Origin of the sequence: Desulfosporosinus fructosivorans, assembly GCF_004766045.1 — a bacterium.
In the GTDB taxonomy this organism is placed as follows: Bacteria; Bacillota; Desulfitobacteriia; order Desulfitobacteriales; family Desulfitobacteriaceae; genus Desulfosporosinus; species Desulfosporosinus fructosivorans.
In genome coordinates, this window is the sequence record NZ_SPQQ01000003.1 from 19318 (window position 1) to 36565 (window position 17248).

General features: G+C 43.1%; 18 protein-coding genes and 1 pseudogene. 17 read left to right on the forward strand and 2 right to left on the reverse strand.

Features of this window, described 5'->3' with window-relative positions:
- Positions 1 to 13: 13 nt before the first annotated feature.
- Positions 14 to 877 carry a nitrogenase iron protein gene (gene nifH, locus E4K67_RS08200; protein ID WP_135545952.1) on the forward strand — a complete coding sequence of 288 codons (864 nt, stop codon included), beginning with the start codon at positions 14 to 16 and terminating at the stop codon, positions 875 to 877.
- Positions 878 to 975: 98 nt separating this feature from the next.
- Positions 976 to 2760, forward strand: a complete 1785-nt coding sequence (locus E4K67_RS08205) for a radical SAM protein (RefSeq protein WP_135546848.1) — start codon at positions 976 to 978, stop codon at positions 2758 to 2760.
- Between the two features lie 500 nt (positions 2761 to 3260).
- Here the strand turns inward: E4K67_RS08205 and E4K67_RS08210 are convergent, their stop codons facing one another.
- Positions 3261 to 4217, reverse strand: coding sequence for a helix-turn-helix transcriptional regulator (locus E4K67_RS08210; protein ID WP_135545953.1), 957 nt, complete (start codon positions 4215 to 4217; stop codon positions 3261 to 3263).
- 254 nt (positions 4218 to 4471) lie between these two features.
- Here E4K67_RS08210 and E4K67_RS08215 point away from each other — a divergent pair, with 254 nt between their 5' ends.
- The 13 genes and pseudogenes from E4K67_RS08215 to E4K67_RS08265 form a co-directional block, all read left to right on the forward strand.
- Positions 4472 to 4945, forward strand: a complete 474-nt coding sequence (locus E4K67_RS08215) for a HutP family protein (RefSeq protein ID WP_135545954.1) — start codon at positions 4472 to 4474, stop codon at positions 4943 to 4945.
- Between the two features lie 165 nt (positions 4946 to 5110).
- The gene (locus tag E4K67_RS29690; protein WP_158408439.1) at positions 5111 to 5248 is read left to right on the forward strand and encodes a hypothetical protein; all 138 of its coding nucleotides are present in this window, start codon (positions 5111 to 5113) and stop codon (positions 5246 to 5248) included.
- A 171-nt stretch (positions 5249 to 5419) separates the two neighbouring features.
- Positions 5420 to 5551 carry a hypothetical protein gene (locus tag E4K67_RS31060; protein ID WP_274594839.1) on the forward strand — a complete coding sequence of 44 codons (132 nt, stop codon included), beginning with the start codon at positions 5420 to 5422 and terminating at the stop codon, positions 5549 to 5551.
- Between the two features lie 92 nt (positions 5552 to 5643).
- On the forward strand, positions 5644 to 6471 hold the full coding sequence (nifH, locus tag E4K67_RS08220; protein ID WP_135545955.1) for a nitrogenase iron protein: 828 nt from the start codon (positions 5644 to 5646) through the stop codon (positions 6469 to 6471).
- A gap of 114 nt (positions 6472 to 6585) precedes the next feature.
- The gene (locus tag E4K67_RS08225; RefSeq protein WP_135545956.1) at positions 6586 to 6912 is read left to right on the forward strand and encodes a P-II family nitrogen regulator; all 327 of its coding nucleotides are present in this window, start codon (positions 6586 to 6588) and stop codon (positions 6910 to 6912) included.
- Between the two features lie 13 nt (positions 6913 to 6925).
- Positions 6926 to 7333 (forward strand): P-II family nitrogen regulator, encoded by a 408-nt coding sequence (locus E4K67_RS08230; protein WP_135545957.1) that lies wholly within the window; start codon positions 6926 to 6928, stop codon positions 7331 to 7333.
- Between the two features lie 41 nt (positions 7334 to 7374).
- Positions 7375 to 8961: a nitrogenase iron-iron protein, alpha chain gene (gene anfD / locus E4K67_RS08235; protein ID WP_135545958.1), complete on the forward strand. Its 1587-nt coding sequence runs from the start codon at positions 7375 to 7377 to the stop codon at positions 8959 to 8961.
- A gap of 39 nt (positions 8962 to 9000) precedes the next feature.
- Positions 9001 to 9351 (forward strand): Fe-only nitrogenase subunit delta, encoded by a 351-nt coding sequence (gene anfG / locus E4K67_RS08240; protein ID WP_135546850.1) that lies wholly within the window; start codon positions 9001 to 9003, stop codon positions 9349 to 9351.
- A gap of 62 nt (positions 9352 to 9413) precedes the next feature.
- Positions 9414 to 10808, forward strand: a complete 1395-nt coding sequence (gene anfK, locus E4K67_RS08245; RefSeq protein ID WP_135545959.1) for a Fe-only nitrogenase subunit beta — start codon at positions 9414 to 9416, stop codon at positions 10806 to 10808.
- A gap of 127 nt (positions 10809 to 10935) precedes the next feature.
- The gene (locus E4K67_RS08250) at positions 10936 to 11481 is read left to right on the forward strand and encodes a gamma-glutamylcyclotransferase family protein (protein ID WP_135545960.1); all 546 of its coding nucleotides are present in this window, start codon (positions 10936 to 10938) and stop codon (positions 11479 to 11481) included.
- A gap of 150 nt (positions 11482 to 11631) precedes the next feature.
- The gene (locus tag E4K67_RS08255; RefSeq protein ID WP_135546852.1) at positions 11632 to 12345 is read left to right on the forward strand and encodes a type 1 glutamine amidotransferase; all 714 of its coding nucleotides are present in this window, start codon (positions 11632 to 11634) and stop codon (positions 12343 to 12345) included.
- Positions 12345 to 12878, forward strand: coding sequence for a pyridoxamine 5'-phosphate oxidase family protein (locus E4K67_RS08260; protein ID WP_135545961.1), 534 nt, complete (start codon positions 12345 to 12347; stop codon positions 12876 to 12878). Before E4K67_RS08255 ends, E4K67_RS08260 begins: the two co-directional genes overlap by 1 nt.
- 24 nt (positions 12879 to 12902) lie before the next feature.
- A pseudogene (locus tag E4K67_RS08265) lies at positions 12903 to 13043 on the forward strand (TOBE domain-containing protein); the annotation flags it as partial.
- A 189-nt stretch (positions 13044 to 13232) separates the two neighbouring features.
- On the opposite strand, the gene E4K67_RS08270 reads toward E4K67_RS08265, so the two are convergent.
- Complete coding sequence (locus E4K67_RS08270) at positions 13233 to 14069, reverse strand: CsxC family protein (protein WP_135546854.1); 837 nt, start codon at positions 14067 to 14069, stop codon at positions 13233 to 13235.
- A 249-nt stretch (positions 14070 to 14318) separates the two neighbouring features.
- Between E4K67_RS08270 and E4K67_RS08275 the strand changes: the two genes are divergently transcribed.
- On the forward strand, positions 14319 to 14879 hold the full coding sequence (locus E4K67_RS08275) for a cache domain-containing protein (RefSeq protein WP_135545963.1): 561 nt from the start codon (positions 14319 to 14321) through the stop codon (positions 14877 to 14879).
- Between the two features lie 496 nt (positions 14880 to 15375).
- Positions 15376 to 17187, forward strand: coding sequence for a sigma-54 interaction domain-containing protein (locus E4K67_RS08280; RefSeq protein ID WP_135545964.1), 1812 nt, complete (start codon positions 15376 to 15378; stop codon positions 17185 to 17187).
- Positions 17188 to 17248 lie beyond the last annotated feature (61 nt).

Consider the following 17248-nt stretch of genomic DNA (forward strand, 5'->3'; position numbering starts at 1 on the left):
TCAGAGGAGAATAATGGCGACAAAGAAAAAAATCAAACAAATTGCTATTTATGGTAAAGGCGGTATTGGGAAGTCGACGACCACTTCTAACATTAGTGCAGCACTGGCTATGACTGGGTATAAGGTAATGCAGTTTGGTTGCGATCCGAAAAGTGATTCAACGAACACGCTACGTGATGGAAGATATATACCAACTGTATTGGATACTCTGCGGGAAAAAAATACAGTCACAAAGGAAGAAGTAATCTTTCAAGGGTTTAAAGGGGTTTATTGCGTAGAAGCCGGAGGACCGGCCCCAGGGGTAGGTTGTGCCGGTCGGGGAATTATCACTGCGGTTCAGATCTTGAAGCAGCTTAAGGTCTTTGAAGAACTAGACCTCGATATCGTCCTCTACGATGTTTTGGGGGATGTGGTTTGCGGTGGTTTTGCTATGCCGATCCGGGATGGGATTGCTGAGCACGTATTTACCGTATCTTCGGCAGACTTCATGTCGATCTACGCTTCAAACAACTTATTTAAAGGCATCCAGAAATTTTCAACTTCAGGAGGCGCCTTGCTGGGTGGCGTGATCGCTAACTCTATCAATGAAGATTACAGTAAAGCAATTATCGATGACTTTGCTGGGCGAACAGGGACCCAGGTCGTTGGGTATGTGCCACGTTCAGTAACTGTTACCACGAGTGAACTGCAAGGCAAAACGACTATTGAAGCAGCACCGGATTCTGAACAAGCGAAAATTTATCTGAAATTAACCAACACAATTGCCGAGCATACGGTGTCCAAGGTGCCAGCTCCTATGGAGGTCAAGGGGCTGCGTGAATGGGCCGCTACCTGGGCTGACCAGCTATTGGCCTATGGAGACGCGGGAAGGACGTAGTGCCGGGGAAAAAACAAAAGGCAAAATACCAAGGTTTGAAATAGACAGAAATGAAGCAGGATTATGGATCATTAGGAGATAGGGAAGGAGAACTGGAGATGAAGTGCTATATTTGTGAAAATGGTTGTGCAATTCCGGAAGGGAATACAGGGGCCTGCGGACACTATAAAAACAAAGGAGAACAAATAATAGAGCTTTTTCCGAATAAATACTTGACGGTTTGTCCTATTTCCATTGAAACAATGCCTGTTTTACATTTCTATCCGAGGGGGAAATTCCTCCAGATCAGTACCACGGGCTGCAATTTTACCTGTGATGGCTGCATTTCAGCGCTAATTGTTGAAGAAATGGCACCAGGAAGTAAAGCACTGCGAGAATTACTTCCGCAACAGGTGGTGGATCGAGCAATAAATAATGACTGTATCGGGGTTGCATTTTTACTAAACGATCCCCTAGCATCTTTTCCAACCTTTCTTAAAGTGGCTGAACTTGCCAAAAAGCAAGGCTTATTAGTAGGCTGTTCCTCCAATGCATACTTTACCGAATCTTCGCTGGCTAAAATCAGTGGTTATTTGGATTTCATCAATGTAGGCGTTAAAGGATTGTCCGACCAGGCTTATCAAAACTGCGGCGGCAGTACGGTCGAGCCAGTTCTGAGAAACATTAAAACGCTCCATGAAAAGGGTGTCCATGTGGAAGTTTCCTGCATGCTTAAAACGGATAATATGGAAGAAGTGGTGGGTCTGGCCGAAATAATGGCACAAATATCTCCAGATATTCCTTTACAGCTAATGCGGTTCATCCCTTTGGAAGGTGCTGATCCTTCGCTGGAGCCCTCCATACGAGAGGCAGAAGATCTATATTGGAGGTTAAGAAAATATCTTAACTATATTTATCTGTTTAATTCGCCTGGAACTAACTATCTGAATACATTCTGCCCTCGCTGTGGTGAAGTGAACTATAAAAGAGATTTCTACGGTCCAATGGGAGCAAAATTAACGTTTCCGGAGACGGTTTCGGGGCAAAAAAATATTTGCCCAAAGTGTGGTCGGACAATCGACATGAAAGCCGCTCCGGCGGAAATAAAGTACCAGGAAGGTGCTTTTGAGGGAGGATATCCCTTTACAAGGGCTCTGGAAATGATGGAAGCAATTTTAATAGCGATTGGTGTCACGGATAAAAAGAAGGTGGTTCAGGTTTGGGAAGAGGTTCTTTGTCATGAGGGGCTAAATAAACTACACCATGACATCCAGAACCTCGAGTCTTACCTTGGGACAATCAAACATTTTGGAGAATTGACTAAGACGGAAAATAAGGCTGAAGAGCTGGTTGTTTTTATGCAAGAAAAAATATCGAGAGTTAAGGACGGGCGGTCAGCTATCAAACGTAAGCCTCGTGTCTATTATGTCATGGGAAAACCACTCTTTTGCCTTAAAGGAGAACGTCTCGAAAATCAGTTGGTTGAAGCAGCCGGGGGGATAAGTGTCAATAAAGAAATAGAGTGTACTGGAAGGCCAGGCATGCAAATCTCCGTGGAACAGTTAAATGCTCTTAATCCAGAAGTCATATTTATTTCAGCGTTCCTATCGTCTTCCGTTGAAGATTTCTATGAGGAGTGTTGTAAGGCTGGTATAAAGGTTGACGCTGTAAAGAATATGAGAATTTATACTCATATTGCCTCGGGTTGGGATTTCGGTAGTCCTAGATGGATCTTGGGGCTGCTGCATATAGCTAATGTTCTTCAGCCCGAGATATATCATTTTGATGTGATTGAGGACGCAAAAAAATTATATAAGGAATTTTATGAGATTGATTTTTCTCTATCCGATCTTAATAGATCGTTCAGTAAGCCAAGTAGTATGTGGAAATGGAATAAGAATTGATTCTTCAGCTACGAGGCCTTTAGAAATTCTCTATGCATCTGGAAGGTAAGGGGGGGTGATTTATGAAGAATAGAAAAGTAACAATGGAAGGCCCCTTCACGCAATCCATGGCTTCAGGGACACACTCGGCAATCCTTGGCAAGTGCATAAGTTCAACTATCGGACGAAGAAGCTAAAACTTTACTTGCTCAAGCTCAGCCTAATAAATAATGGTTAGAAGCAGAAAAAGTGCATTGGGGAGAGTTATACGGATATCATTCCTACACCCAAACTTGGATGTTCGATTTCTCCTATATTCTATTGGTCTAAAGTTCACATATTTTGTACTAGGGTAGAGCCTCAGCGATTGAAGGCGAAATTGCTCTATCCAGTGGAAAGGATCAAACTTAGGTACATAATAAAACTAAGAAGCATCCATGCGGGTGCTTCTTAGTTGAAGGAACATTTGCTACAAACTCATACTGTTTGGTAATATAGTTAAAATTTTGCCAAGATAAAGGTCAAGTTTCAGCAATCACTTTTCCTAGTTCAGTAAGGCCATAGCCGCCTAGCCCTTGTAATTCAAATTTAAACTCGTCAGAACGGATTATTTCAAAAATCGCCTCAAAGGCTGGGCAGTTTAAGTCTTCTTTTTTTATGATCATGTCATATTGCTCTTTTTGGATGGGTATGAAATCAATTCCCTGGACCTGTAAACATGCCTTTTCATTGCCGATGCCAAGGTCTGCATCCCCGCGGGCAACAGTACTAGCGATGGCAAGATGAGACTGAGATTCTCTCGAATAGCCATTAATCGATCTACCTGAAATGCCCAGTTTGCGCAAGTGCTCATCCAGTAATATTCTTGTGCCACTGCCTTTTTCCCGATTAATAATTGTAATATCAGAGCGGCGCAAATCGTTCCAATCTTTAATGTTTTTCGGATTCCCTTTTGCGACATAGAAACCTTGCATACGGCTGGCAAGTCGTATAACTACGGCTGGAGTGCCCGGAAGCATTCTTTCAATATAAGGCACATTATATTCCCCGGTTTTACCATCCCACATATGAGCAGTGGCCATTTGAACCTCTCCTTGATAAAGTGCATATACGGCATTATAACTTCCTGCATAGGAACGTAAGGCGCGTACTCCGTTTGGTTGGCGGTCTAAGTAACGGCATAAAATATCTAAAATAACATCTTGGCCTGATATGATAAAAGAGCTGCTTTTATCATGCGTTTCTTCATAAATAGGCGAAGAAATAGGCCTACTTGGTTCAAGTGCTAATGTGTTGATGTGTTTGACATCTTTGGTTTTATTCTTATAGTTCTCCACATCTTCTAAATCGACACGTAATTTCTTCCCAACTCTATAGGCATTCAATTCTCTACGTTTCATTAGATCATAAACGGTACTTTTAGAAATTTTTAAGACATCGGCAACCTCTTGCGGTGTTAAGGCTTTATTCTCAACCATAGTGTACAACTTACCTTTCTTTTCAATATATAGAGATTATATCATAATTTAAAGTATAAATTGACACTGCAACAATTAAATGAAAAACCACAGGTTTGTATAAAATCCAGGAGAAAAGGCATGAGGTATCTAAATAAAAGCTGGATAGAAAGTTTTAAAAGAGTATTGACACACCAAAATATAATACGTATAATGATACAAAGTAACACGAACCAATACTATATGGAAAATAATTAATAATTAAATGATACAAAATGGAAAAAATATTATTGAGAGGAGGGGTTATAGTTCAATTAACTTTGGATAAAGATAGAAACCCTTCCATAGAGAGGGCAGCAATCCTGCTAGCCCTGACCGAAACAAGAGAAGATGAAGAAGAACTTAAGAAATCTCTTAGTGAATTGTTCGACATACGTTGTGCTGTGACCGGACTTGGAGGAACAGTAACGAATCTCGGAAATTCGGGCAGATTATTGAACTCGGTTATGTCAACAGCGATTAATACGGGCACCCTTCCCAAGGAAGCCCGAATGATTCACGCACTTATCCATGCAACCTCGGAAGCCAGCAACAGCGTTTTTACTCATACCAACAGCAATGCAAGTCTGGCACTGAAAATTGGGTTAGCAACAAACTTCGAATGGCTTGCTGTAGCAATTTATGGACAATCCTCCCTTCATCCACTATCGGAACACGCGCGGGTGGGATTGGGCGTTATGCATCTTTGATTAAAGTGATAAGTATTAGAGTATTAGAGAAAATTAGTACAATTTTATAAACGGGCACCAAATCGACAAAGGATTTGGAGTGGAAAAGTGATAAAGTGAGCCTTTAATTCTACGAATTAAGGGCTCACTTTGTTATTTTATAATTAAATTAAAGGAGGTGATGCGATGGCAGCTGATTCAGATAATGGGACCATTACGATGGGTAAAGAACGATTTCAGATTCTAACGGCTCAAGCAGGTGAATGCAAATTAAACAGATCAGACAGAGTGGTAGAGCAACAGAGCAACAGAGTGATAGAGTGATAGAGTGATATGGGGAAGTTACAGTTACCCCTTAGCGATCAGTACAATTTCATAACTAGGCACCGAATCGAGCGATGATTCGGAGTGGAAAAGTGATTTAGTGAGCCTTTAATTTTTAGAATTAGGGGCTCACTTTGTATTTTTCCCAAATTGATTATGGGAGGTGATGCGATGGCGCTTATATCGATCATATGGGGGGGCTTTCGTAAAGGAAAAGGCGGCTCGGCGATACACTATTCTCCGCCAGTGGCTATTCCTTTACGAATCACGGCTCCGGCGATACTCTCCACTGGAAGAGTATGAGACTATCGTCAACGAAGTGAAAGCGGAACACCCACTTCTAGAAGTAGGTGTCTCGGAAGTGGTTAATGGGTATATGAAAGGAGTTCTTGAAAATGACCAGAAAAATTGCTATTTATGGTAAAGGTGGAATTGGAAAATCAACCACACAACAAAACACAGCCGCTGCAATGGTGCATTTCTACAATCAAAAGGTATTCATCCATGGCTGTGACCCAAAAGCAGACTCAACGCGTCTGATTCTTGGCGGGATGAATCAACAAACCTTGATGGACGTACTTCGTGATGAAGGTGAAGCCAAGGTGACCATTGATAGAGTTGTAAAAACAGGTTTCGGTGGAATTCGATGTGTTGAGTCAGGTGGTCCTGAACCAGGAGTAGGATGTGCCGGTCGTGGGGTCATTACTGCCATTGATTTAATGGAAAAAAATGGAGCATATACTCCGGATTTAGACTTTGTGTTCTTCGATGTCCTGGGTGATGTTGTCTGCGGTGGATTTGCGATGCCGATTCGCGAGGGTAAGGCTCAGGAAGTTTATATCGTTGCTTCAGGAGAGATGATGGCGGTCTATGCAGCCAATAATATTTGCAAAGGTCTACTAAAATATGCCAAGCAAAGTGGTGTTCGCCTTGGTGGGATCATTTGCAATAGCCGTAAAGTGGATAAGGAAAAAGAATTTCTGGAAGAGTTCGCAGCAGCGATCGGCACACAGCTGCTTTACTTCGTACCTCGCGATAATGTCGTTCAAAAGGCTGAATTCAACAAAAAGACAGTGGTTGAATTTGACCCTGAAGAGAATCAAGCCCACGAATATGGAGAACTAGCACGCAAGATTATTGAGAATAAGAATTTTGTTATTCCTAAACCAATGACTATGGATGAATTAGAGGCTATGGTTGTTAAATACGGCTTAGCAGATTAAGCGATGATTTCAGTGTGTAATCCCTATTCAATTCAGATTGTAAAACGAATAGATTAGACTTGTCGAGCACTGGAATTATCGATAAATACGAAAACAAGGGAGGCGACAGATATTATGATTTTGATTCGAGCGATTATTAGACCCGATAAAAAAGAAGTAATTCTTGATGAACTTTCCAAAGCTGGGTTTCATGCTGCGACTGTAGTTGACGTTGTAGGCCGTGGTAAACAAAAGGGCATTACGTTTGGTGACGTTATTTATGATGAAATTCCTAAAAGTCTGATTATGTTAGCTGTTAATGATGGAGATAAAGATAAGGTGCTGGAGGTTATTTTCCGTCATGCTAAGACCGGGGAAACAGGAGCTTTTGGCGATGGGAAAATAATTGTCAGCCCTATCGATGAAGTGTACACCGTTTCCAGCGGCGTTGCTGGGCTGTAAAGGAGGTGGCGTTATGAAAGAAATTATAGCCGTAGTCAGAATGAATAAGGTCAGTACTACTAAAAAAGCACTGATCGAAGTTGGGGCCGCTGGTTTTACTGCCTCGAAGGTTATGGGGCGCGGCAAGCTGGTCGAAGATAAATCCGTCATTGCGGAACGTAGAAAGACATTATTAGCCTTGGCCCAGAAAGATGATCAGGTTACAGAAAAGATGATCACCGAATTTTTAGATGGCACTCGTTTATTCCCCCGCAGGTTGTTTAACGTTCTGGCCCATGACGAAGACGTACCCAAGATTATCGCTGCTATAATTAAGGCCAATCAAACAGAGTACAAGGTTGGTGACGGAAAAATCTTCGTGCTGCCGACGCTTGATGCAGTCCGAGTTAGAACTCAGGAATCCGGAGATGCGGCAATCTAGCGGAATAGTGATCAGGATATTCAATAAAGGAGGAAAAAATTATGCCCTATCACAAATTTAAATGTAGCGAGTGTATTCCTGAACGGGAAAAGCATGCTGTAATAAAAGGTCCAGGAGAAGATTTGACATCGTGCCTTCCTCTGGGATACCTCAACACCATTCCAGGCACGATTTCGGAACGCGGGTGTGCGTACTGCGGCGCAAAGCATGTGATCGGTGCCCCCATGAAGGATGTCATCCATATGAGTCATGGACCGGTTGGCTGCACCTATGATACCTGGCAAACGAAACGCTATATCAGCGATAACGACAACTTCCAGCTCAAATATACCTATGCGACGGATGTCAAGGAAAAACACATCATCTTCGGAGCTGAGAAAATGCTCAAGCAGAATATTATGGAGGCGTTTGAGGCCTTTCCGGATATCAAACGGATGAGCATCTACCAAACCTGCGCGACAGCGTTGATCGGAGATGATATTGGGGCGATTGCTCAAGAAGTGATGGAAGAAAAGCCCGAGGTTGATATCTTCGTCTGCAATTCTCCAGGGTTCGCGGGACCAAGCCAGTCGGGAGGACATCACAAAATCAATCTCGCCTGGCTCGATCAGAAGGTTGGAACGTTCGAACCGGAAATTACCAGTCAACACGTCATCAATTACGTCGGCGACTATAACATTCAGGGGGATACGGAAGTCATGGTGGACTATTTTCAGAGAATGGGCATTCAAGTTCTTTCCTGCTTCACGGGTAACGGGTCCTATGACTCGCTCAGAGGGATGCATCGGGCACACCTCAATGTCCTGGAATGTGCGCGTTCGTCGGAGTACATCTGTAACGAACTTCGAGTAAGATACGGGATTCCGCGTCTAGATATCGAGGGATTTGGATTTAAACCACTTTCGGAGTCCCTGATGAAGGTCGCCATGTTCTTTGGGCTGGAAAAGGAAGCTCAGAAACTTATCGATGAAGAAACGGCCCGCTGGAGACCAGAATTTGACTGGTATGCGAAACGTCTGCAAGGGATTAAAGTCTGCCTCTGGCCGGGCGGTTCCAAACTCTGGCATTGGGCCAATGTCATTCATGAAGAGATGGGAGTCGAGGTTGTCTCGGTCTATACGAAATTCGGGCATCAGGGTGACATGGAAAAAGGCATTGCCCGCTGTCAAGAAGGCGCGCTGGCCATCGACGATCCCAACGAGCTGGAAGGAATCGAGGCCATGAAGATGTTAAAGCCCGACGTCATTTTCACGGGCGTTCGGCCTGGCGAGGTGGCCAAAAAGCTGCGAGTTCAATACCTCAATGCACATGCCTATCACAACGGTCCTTATAAGGGGTTTGAAGGATGGGTCAGGTTTGCGCGGGATATCTACAACGCAGTCTATTCGCCAATTCATCAACTTTCCGGCCTGGATATCAGCAAGGATGAGATGTCGTCAGATGCAGGGTTTATGACACGGCAAATGATTTCTAACGTCAAGATCAGTAAGGATGAGATAACTCCCAGCGAGGAAAGACCGTATACAGGTGATTATGACTGCGTTTCAAAATTGCGTGGGAAGATCTATCCGGGTTTATCAGGACCGCTTTCCGGCGCGGAATCAGGGCCGTTCTCCGATGCGGTATAAGGAGGCAGGATATCTATGGAGAAAATTATGGCAGAAACTATGGAGGATACTCTGAAAGACAGAGTTGAGCAACTGGTGGATTATATTATGAAATGGTGTTTGTGGCAATTTCACTCCCGTGCTTGGGACAGAGAGAAACAAAACGAGGGAATCCTAACCAAAACTAGGCAGTTATTGTGTGAGGAACCCGTCGAGCTCGAAACTCCGGCAGACCGTTGCTATTGGGTGGATGCCGTACTCTTGGCTAGGGACTTCCAAGCAACCTATCCGTGGTTAGCTACCTTGGACAAAAAAGATATTCAGGTGCTCATGCAGGGACTTAAAGACCGGCTGGACTATTTAACGATTACGGGGTCGCTTAATCAAGAACTTACGGATCCTAAGTATTAAAGAGCAGAGCAGTTCAGTCACAGTGGATGTAAAACAAAGTTAATAGGAAAGGGAGTCATACTATGGCTTGTGAGTTAAAAGAAAAAGAACGTGTCGGTATTATCAACCCGATATTTACCTGCCAGCCCGCAGGCGCACAGTATGCTAGCATAGGAATCAAGGATTGTCTGGGGATCGTTCATGGAGGACAGGGCTGTGTTATGTTCGTCCGCTTGTTATTCGCTCAGCATTTCAAGGAAAACTTTGATATCGCGTCTTCATCTCTACACGAGGATGCTGCGGTGTTTGGTGCCGTCCATCGTGTCGAGGAAGCGGTCGATGTGGTTTTAATGCGGTATCCCCATGTGAAAGTCATACCGATCATCACAACCTGCTCGACGGAAGTCATAGGTGACGACGTCGATGGGGTGGTTCGAAAACTTAATCAAGGGCTATTGAAAGAAAAATATGCCAATCGAGAGGTCCATCTTATTTCGATTCATACCCCCAGTTTTAAGGGAAGTCAGGTGACCGGATACGATGTCGCGCTAGAGGCTTTTGTCCAGACGCTGGCCAAAAAAGACCAACCCAACGGAAAAGTCAACCTGATTACTGGCTGGGTCAATCCGGGAGACGTAACAGCACTCAAGCACCTTCTGGCAGAAATGAAGGTGGAGGCAACCGTTCTTTTCGAAATTGAAAGCTTCGATTCCCCCATAATGCCAGATTCAGATAAAAGCGCAGTTTCCCACGGCAGTACGACGGTCGAGGAATTGATCGGAACGGCGAATGCGCTGGGAACGATTGCGCTGAACAAGTACGAAGGCGGAAAAGCCGCCCAATATCTGGCCAACGAATTTGACATACCGACCATAATAGGGCCGACCCCGATTGGCATCCGCAACACGGATACCTTTCTGCAGAATCTGAAAAAAATGACTGGCAAGCCAATTCCGGAGTCTCTCGTTCGCGAACGCGGAATTGCTATTGATGCGCTGACCGATCTGGTGCACATGTTTTTCGCCGATAAGCGAGTCGCTATCTACGGGCACCCCGATCTTGTCATAGGTTTGGCGGAATTTTGTCTCGATCTCGAGATGAAGCCTGTGCTGCTTCTGCTCGGCGACGACAATGTAACCTATCACGACGACCCACGCATCAAGGCATTTCAGGAAAAAGTCGATTTTGATATGCAGATTATCTGCAATTCGGATCTGTGGGAACTGGAAGACCGAATCAAAAACCAGGGCTTAGAACTCGATCTCATCTTGGGTCATTCCAAAGGGAGGTTCATTTCTATTGACAATAATATCCCGATGGTTCGCGTGGGTTTCCCTACCTACGACCGGGCGGGATTGTACCGTCATCCTGTCGTCGGTTATGCGGGCGCGATCTGGCTCGCCGAAGAGATGGCGAACACGCTGTTCATCGATATGGAGTACAAAAAGAATAAGGAATGGATACTAAATGTATGGTAAGGTGTACTATAGGCCTGAAGGCTCTGAGCAAGCAATGATTATAGGCTTGAGCTGGAAATCTGTTGGATCATGCCAGTTCCTGATGGTTATCAGGTTCTGGCATGATCGTTGAAAAGAGGAGACAATAATGAAGGAAATTACTCACTATTATTTTGCCTATGGTTCGAATATGAACTTGGCTCAAATCAAGCAAAGGTGTTTGAGTCCCAAGGTACTCGGTATTGCTTGCCTACCGGGTTACAAGGTTGAATTTTACGGATATTCTGGCATTTGGGATGGAGCCCAGGAAACGGTCATTCCGGATCGGCAATCAGAAGTATGGGGAGTATTATACGAATTGCAGTTTTTTGATTGTGAGTCACTCGATGAGTATCATGATGTTCGTATTGATGGGACGGGGCCGTATTTTCACTATCCGGTGGAGGTAATCAATAGGGAGCAGGGCACGATTGAGGCTATGATTTATAAAAAAAATATCTTGCAAGCAGCGAAACCTCCAAGCATGGAATACTTAAATTTCATTGTGCAAGGTGCAAAAGAGCAAGGGTTACCCGAAGCGTATATAAAGCTTTTGCAAACTGAGAAAACAACGCCTGCTTCTTATACTGTGCCCATCGTGCAAAAGTCGAAATTAAGTTATATGAATGTAACTTGTGATGCTTGTGATCAGTGAAAGTAACTCGTTCAGCTAAAGCTGAACATTGAGGCTTCAGGAGAGTTTACCCCACCTGAAGTGGAGAACGAGGGGATCGCTCATTTATTGAAATGTGCAGCTTGCCGCTGGAATCGATCGTTAAAATTATTAGGAAAGGATGAAAGAAAGATGAGGCTTCACTATTTGCAACATGTCCCGTTCGAAGATCCGGGCAGTATATTAATATGGGCAAAGGAAAATGGTGGTGTTATAACAAATACGCAATTATACAAAAATGACCCTCTCCCAAAACAGCAGGATTTCGATTGGCTGGTGGTCATGGGTGGTCCGATGAACATCTATGCTGAAGAAGACTATCCGTGGCTTGCCGCTGAAAAAGTGTTCATCCGGGAGGCCATTGCCTCTGGTAAAGTAATTATCGGCCTATGTCTTGGAGCTCAATTGCTTGCCGATGCGATAGGCGGCAAGGTGACTCGGAATCTTTATCAGGAAATTGGCTGGTTTCCAATCTGTTTGAGTGAGGAAGTTAGGTCATCCCCTTTATTTTCTTTTTTTCCTCAACAGCCAGTCGTATTCCAGTGGCACGGGGACACCTTCAGTGTTCTGCCCGAAGACGCGCAAAACATAGCAGAAAACGATGCCTGCCAGCATCAGGCCTTCATTTATAGAAAAAGGGTCTTCGGATTTCAGTTTCATCTGGAAAATACTCCAGCGATCATCAAGGGCCTTGTTGAAAATTGCGGGGAAGAAATGGTTCCTAACGTATATGTGCAGACGCCGGAGGAAGTGCTTGCTCACCCTGAATATATCGAACAAAACAATCGATGGATGGATATGTTTCTTACGCAACTAGAAGCAATGGATAGAAAGGGTGAACTTTAATGAATCAGGTTAGTTATACAAAGAGAAACTGCACAGATCAGCAGAAAATCGAAACCTTCCTTGTGCAGGAAAGAAACGGCGTGCTCGGCATGGTCAGTGGTATTTTTCCGTACGCCGTTCCGGTGAACTATGTATGGCATAACGGTGCAGTTTACTTTCATGGCATGGGTTCGGGTAAAAAGGAAGAGATTCTTTCCCAAAATCCCTTCGTTTGTTTCACGATCTATAAGGAACAGAGTACCGTGACTGATCCAGTTCCCTGCCACGCTGATACAGCCTACATAAGCGTCATGATTTTTGGAAAGGCTGAAAAGGTGACTGATCCTGAAGAGGCCACTGAGGCTCTCCAGAAGGTGCTTGACAAGTTTATGCCAAGCTATTACAGTCACCCTTTAACCAGCACGTTGATTGAGAACTATCGCTCTTCAATGGATGGAAATGCGGTTTCGGTTTATCGGGTAACGCCGCAGGAAATGACAGCTAAAGAAAACTCGGTGGAATCTGAGAAACTGATGCCAGTGGAAACGCGGTAACCAGCTGGTGCAGGTCCAGTATCTACTGAAGTTACCATCGACATCGGTGGTCAATCGATGGTAGTCGCTTCTATAACTACTGGGTCGGCAGATTCAATGGATCTTAAAGTTGGCGACGATGTCAGCGCCCTTATTAAAGCAAGTTCAGTTATGATTATGAAATAGTTGAAAATACTAAGTTAACGGCTCGCACTAGACCTAATAGGTTTGGGACGAGTCGTTAATTGATTCCATTTATATAGGCAATAGAGGTGGCTATTGAGTCATTCCTCTAAGAATACATCGCAATAGTTTTGTTGTCACTGTGAGAAACGGATTAGGATGACCGCACACATTCGGGTTTGACCATCACATTTAAGCTCTGGAAGATGGCAATGGGTGTGGGGGATTAAACTCGGTTGGGAAGGTCAGACGAAGTTGGATCAAAATAATCATCTTTTCTTGCACAGTTCTGAAAAAACCCTCTTCAAATGGTCCACCTGGCAACCGTACACGGTCGAGTGGGTCATCCATCTCATTGATCTGACTGTAGATAAGCTCACAATTTGGTGAGGTGTTAAAATATTGTTGGCTTATAACGTTAAATTCGTTGAGGTCACCCGATATGAGTTTGTCTTTAGGCGAGAACCCCAAAGGTAGCGACGTCGTACTTGAAAATTCGTACTCTTGCTGCTGGTTAAAAAGGGTTGGTGATATGGAATGGGTACCCCCGAGGTCAACAACACACGTAAAGGGCAGATCAATGACAAAATCTTTAATGGTACCTTCCACTGTGGTTGCAGTTTGTCGGATCGGTTCAGAATATTGAATATCTTTGCGTACAAACCCTCCAAGAAACAACTTTGGAGTATCGTTTGGAATACCACATACTGGTGGTAAGTGGTTAAAAAAACGACATTGAGTTATTCTAAGGTTCTTTCTAATCATTTTGATTTCTAGTGCTTTTGTTGGCAAGGTGAAAATGGATTCTGTAGGGATCGATACTGTGACTAATACTGTACCTGGAGCCGTTTTTTTTACTTCAAGAGGGGTACACGTTGGTAGAGTCGCATGATTAGGGAAAACTGGATTCGGAGTAACTGCGTGATTCTGTTGAGGGCACACCGTAGTTGGTGGCATAGATGAAACCCAAACTGGAATAAATGAATCTTTTTGGGTCCACTGATGAGGACAATGCTTGAGGTCAGTCACCGTTTTTCGTCCCTTCTTCCTAATTTGTTGATGAGATAACATTTGTCGTGATATAATCTACGCTCAAGCTTTAGTCTTTGTGCAAGCCCTAAGTACTTTTTAACTCAGGTATGTTTTTTGCCTATTTATAGGCAATAGTATATTATGAAACGAAGATATAATCATGAATTGTGCTGAATGTAGATTCCACTCATAGAAGTGGAGACATCTTCTGGCACTTGGTAAATTTCGCGGACATAAGGAGGAACTATGTTTAGGAAGAAAGTATTGATTGGAGTAACCATCATGATCCTGATGGTCTCGCTTACTGGCTGCACAAAGGAATCTAAAGTTGAAGTTCCAAAAGTAACTCAACCACAAGCTGGCGTATCTCAACTGCCCGAAGGTCATCCCACGGAAACTCCAGCTTCAACAGTTGACAAAGCAGTTCAGATTGCTGCAGAAACAAAAATAAACGACTTGCTCAATAAGAATTACCCTGGAGATTGGAAAGTTTCGGGAACCACTTTGAGTAAGGGTACCTATACCGAAAATGGTAATTACAAAATGGTGGATGATGTTGAAAAGCTGTTTCCAGGGACCATGGGGGTATCCATTTTTGTTGGGGAAGAGAGAATATCTTCCAGTGTTAAACAAGGTGCTGAAAGAGTTTTAAAAGGGTATGCCACCCCAACTACAGTTGGTGAAGTTATGAAAAGTGGGACGACCACTAGTTCCCTTATCAGCGGGTATCTAAAAGTCTATGTACCTTTCAAGGATAGCAGCGGTAAGACGGTTGCAGTTATAACAGTATCCGTACCACAGGCCTAAGGGAAATTGATAGCTGGAGAATTAAGTGCGCTCCAGACTGCCTCTATCGTTGTAGCATTGCCGTTCTTGAGCGATGTACGTAAGGGACATAGCTCTGATAAGAACTTTCCGAGGGCAGAATTTTAATCGGGAAGTATTGATCCTCAATAATATAGCGGTTCGTAAATCCTAAAATAGGAGGCTTTCACACATATAAGGTAGTGAAAGCCTCTTAAATAATTTTATAGATAAATATCAATAAAAAGAATAGTCGGAATTTTCGTTTATGGATATAGATGTAGCAAAACGAGCATGAATGTAGTGATTTGTTCGAGAAGAATGGTGCTATGATTATGGTAGGTGTGATATTAATCTAAGCAGTTTTATGATTATTAATCGGAACAATAATTGACTAGAATTAGATAACGGAATCCATAAAATCGAGAAATTCCATCCTGATCTGGACATAAGGTAAGCTTTTTATCTACGTCGCCGGAAGAAAGAGGGAGGTAATAACTTGAAAAAAGATGGCGCACGCTTATTTAATCTTAAGTCAGTTCAAACTTATATCCAACGTGTTGCGGATGCATTTGCAGCTGTACTTGATTTCGAGGTTGCCATTGTGGATGAGTACCTAGAGGTCATAGCGGGGACTGGAAAGTATAAAGATCAAATTGGAATTATTTATGGTTCAGGATCAATAAGTTATCAGTTGAAATTCACGAAGAAGAGTTTTATATTATCCAATCCAATGCAATGCCAGCTATGTCAGAACTGTAATCTCAAGGAAACCTGTAAAGTATTGGCGGGCCTGTTATACCCTATTAAATTTAGAGATAAAATAATTGGTTCGATCTCATTATACGCCTTCAATGAAACTCAAAAGGAAAATTTATTAAATGACGTCGAGAAATTCGAAACTTTTTTACAGCACTTAGTTGAATTAATATTAGGAAAAATTAACGAAATGGCGCTATATAAACAAACCGAGAGGATGGCCGAACAATTTGATACTTTGATTAATTCTGTACGTGAAGGTATTGTGGCCGTAGACTGTCACGGTAAAATAACTCATCTTAATCGCTCTGCTGAAGAGCTACTTAAGGTACAAGCTAATCTACTATACGGAAGTTTGGTAGAAAAAGTCTTTTCCGGAATCACCATGTCAATGCTCCTGACAATGACTAAACCTTATATTGAGCAAGATATATATTACAAAAACAGTCATCACACATTGCATTTTATGAGTACTGTTACGGAAGTTAAGTATGGAAAAGAGGTTTGTGGATTCGTAATCTCAATTCGCTCAATCGGAGAAATGCGTAAGTTAGCTGGGCGCGTTATCCGGGAAGAGCGTAAGTATACCTTTGATGGTATTCTTAGCCAAAACACGACAATCACAGATATTAAAAAGAAAATGCGTCGAGTAGCAACAACGGATTCAACAGTTCTTATCACGGGTGAAAGCGGCACGGGTAAGGAACTTTTTGCGCGTGCGATTCATCAAGAAAGCCTAAGGAAGAATGCTCCTTTTATTGCCTTAAATTGCGGGTCTATCCCCGAAAATCTTCTTGAGAGTGAGTTGTTCGGTTATGAAGAAGGAGCATTCACAGGAGCGCGACGTAATGGCAAACCAGGAAAATTTGAATTGGCCAATGGTGGAACCATATTGCTTGACGAGATCGGTGACATGCCATTGCATTTACAAGTTAAACTATTGCGCGTACTCCAAGACTTTACTATTGAGCGAGTAGGTGGGACTAAGTCGTTAGTTGTGGACGTTCGAATTATCGCTTCCACCAATAGGAACTTGGAAGAAATGATTCAGACTAACCAATTCCGAAGTGATCTGTTTTATCGTTTGAGTGTCATACCTTTCCATATTCCGCCTTTGAGGGAAAGAAAGGAAGACCTGGAGTTGCTTATTCACTTTTTCATCGAAAAGTACAATTTGATTCTGGAAAAATATATTCAAGGCTATACAAAGGATGCTCTAGCGACAATGTATGAATACCCATGGCCGGGTAATGTACGGGAATTGGAAAATGCCATTGAGTACTCTGCTAACGTCTGCCCTGACGTGTTCGTTGATGGAAATTATCTACCGGAACGAATTATTGAACATATTACGACTATACCGCCGACCCAGCATCAAAAGCATATTCAGTCAATCGCTGATTTGGAAAAAAATGCCCTAATTGAGGCATTGAATAGGTTTGGCACTGGTAGTCTTGCCAAAGAAAGTGCTGCGAGATCTCTGGGAATGAGTCGTTCAACTCTTTATAGGAAAATTAAAGAGATGGGTTTAGAGAATCGGATTAATGCTTAATTAAGTAAATCCTGCTTAAATAGCACAAATTTCAGCATTACTCCTTTAGAACTTACCTAAA